The organism is Pseudomonas sp. P5_B2, assembly GCF_056400445.1.
On sequence record NZ_JBFULH010000833.1, the window covers coordinates 1 to 1,534 of the forward strand.

At 57.0% G+C, this 1,534-nt stretch carries 3 protein-coding genes; all 3 read left to right on the forward strand.

Features of this window, described 5'->3' with window-relative positions:
- On the forward strand, positions 1 to 651 hold a 651-nt coding region (locus AC1DRJ_RS27240; RefSeq protein ID WP_477804878.1), incomplete at its 5' end, for a hypothetical protein.
- A gap of 19 nt (positions 652 to 670) precedes the next feature.
- Positions 671 to 1,117, forward strand: coding sequence for a 50S ribosomal protein L9 (gene rplI / locus AC1DRJ_RS27245; RefSeq protein ID WP_033055552.1), 447 nt, complete (start codon positions 671 to 673; stop codon positions 1,115 to 1,117).
- Between the two features lie 121 nt (positions 1,118 to 1,238).
- On the forward strand, positions 1,239 to 1,534 hold a 296-nt coding region (locus AC1DRJ_RS27250; protein WP_477804879.1), incomplete at its 3' end, for a DnaB-like helicase N-terminal domain-containing protein.

Genomic DNA, 1,534 nt, shown 5'->3' on the forward strand with positions numbered 1-1,534 from the left:
GCGTTGGTTTTGCGCGCAAGCGAGTCCTGGGTCCGCGTGCTGCTGGTCAGCATAGCGATGGGAGTGGTGTTTTCAGTGGTGCTGGGGGCGACTTTTGGTCCTCAAATCGAGATGCTGGCGCAGGCTTTGATAAAAGTCATGCCGTCACTACTCGGTGATGTCTACGAGAAGTTATCGGTAGACGAGCAAGCGCATTTTGCGTCCCTGATTGCACCGGTCTTGACCGGCCTGATTGCGGCCCTGTTGCAAATCGTCAGTGTGCTGAGCCTGCTTGTCGGGCGCTACTGGCAGGCGTTGTTGTACAACCCGGGTGGTTTTGGTCGCGAGTTTCGCGCCATCCGATTCCCGCTTTTGCCAGCGATGTTGTTGCTGGCGTGCATGCTTCTGGGGCCGAACATCGGTCCACAGATGGCCATGTTAACGCCGTTGTGCAGCGTACCGCTGGTGTTCGCCGGGCTGGCCCTGATTCACGGGCTGGTGGCGCAAAAGCGACTGGCCAGGTTCTGGCTGGTGGGGTTGTACGTCACGCTGTTGCTGTTTATGCAGCTGATCTATCCGTTGCTGGTGGTCTTGGCCATCGTCGACAGCCTGATTGATTTTCGCGGTCGTTCGGCACCGAAAGATGCCGATAACGCGAACGGTGAAGGTTAAAAGTTAAGAGGATTTTCACATGCAACTGATCCTTCTGGAAAAAGTCACCAACCTGGGCAACCTGGGTGACAAAGTGAACGTTAAGGCTGGTTACGGCCGTAACTACCTGCTGCCTTACGGCAAAGCTACCGCTGCGACCGCTGCCAACCTGGCTGCGTTCGAAGAGCGTCGCGCTGAGCTGGAAAAAGCCGCAGCAGACCGTAAGATTTCGGCTGAAAGCCGTGCCGCCCAACTGGCTGAGCTGGAAGTGACTATCACTGCCACCGCCGGTGACGAAGGCAAGCTGTTCGGTTCGATCGGCACCCACGACATCGCTGATGCACTGACCGCCTCTGGCGTTGAAGTTGCAAAAAGCGAAGTTCGTCTGCCGAACGGCACCATCCGCAACGTAGGTGAATTCGACGTAGCCGTGCACCTGCACGCTGAAGTTGAAGCCACCGTACGCGTTGTCGTGGTAGCAGCTTAAGCAACACTTGATCGGCTGGCGGCTTGTCCGTCAGACGGTTAACATCGGGCACGATCCTGTTTACAGGTCGTGCCCTTTGTCTTTCTGATTCCCCCGCTTTTCATAAACTAACCAAGTGGCCATGAACGATATCTCCRCACCCGAGCAATACGATCTGCAAACCGCTTCCCTGAAAGTGCCGCCACACTCCATCGAGGCCGAACAGGCCGTGCTCGGTGGTTTGATGCTGGACAACAACGCCTGGGAACGCGTGCTCGATCAAGTCTCGGACGGCGATTTCTATCGACATGACCACCGCCTGATCTTTCGTGCGATCGCCAAGCTCGCCGACCAGAACTCCCCCATCGACGTCGTGACCCTTGCCGAGCAATTGGACAAGGAAGGTCAGACGTCGCAGGTCGGCGGTCTCGGTTACCT

Excerpts from the sequence above, each read along its gene's own strand:
- rplI (WP_033055552.1), top strand. The coding sequence starts at position 671 with ATGCAACTGATCCTTCTGGAAAAAGTCACCAACCTGGGCAACCTGGGT.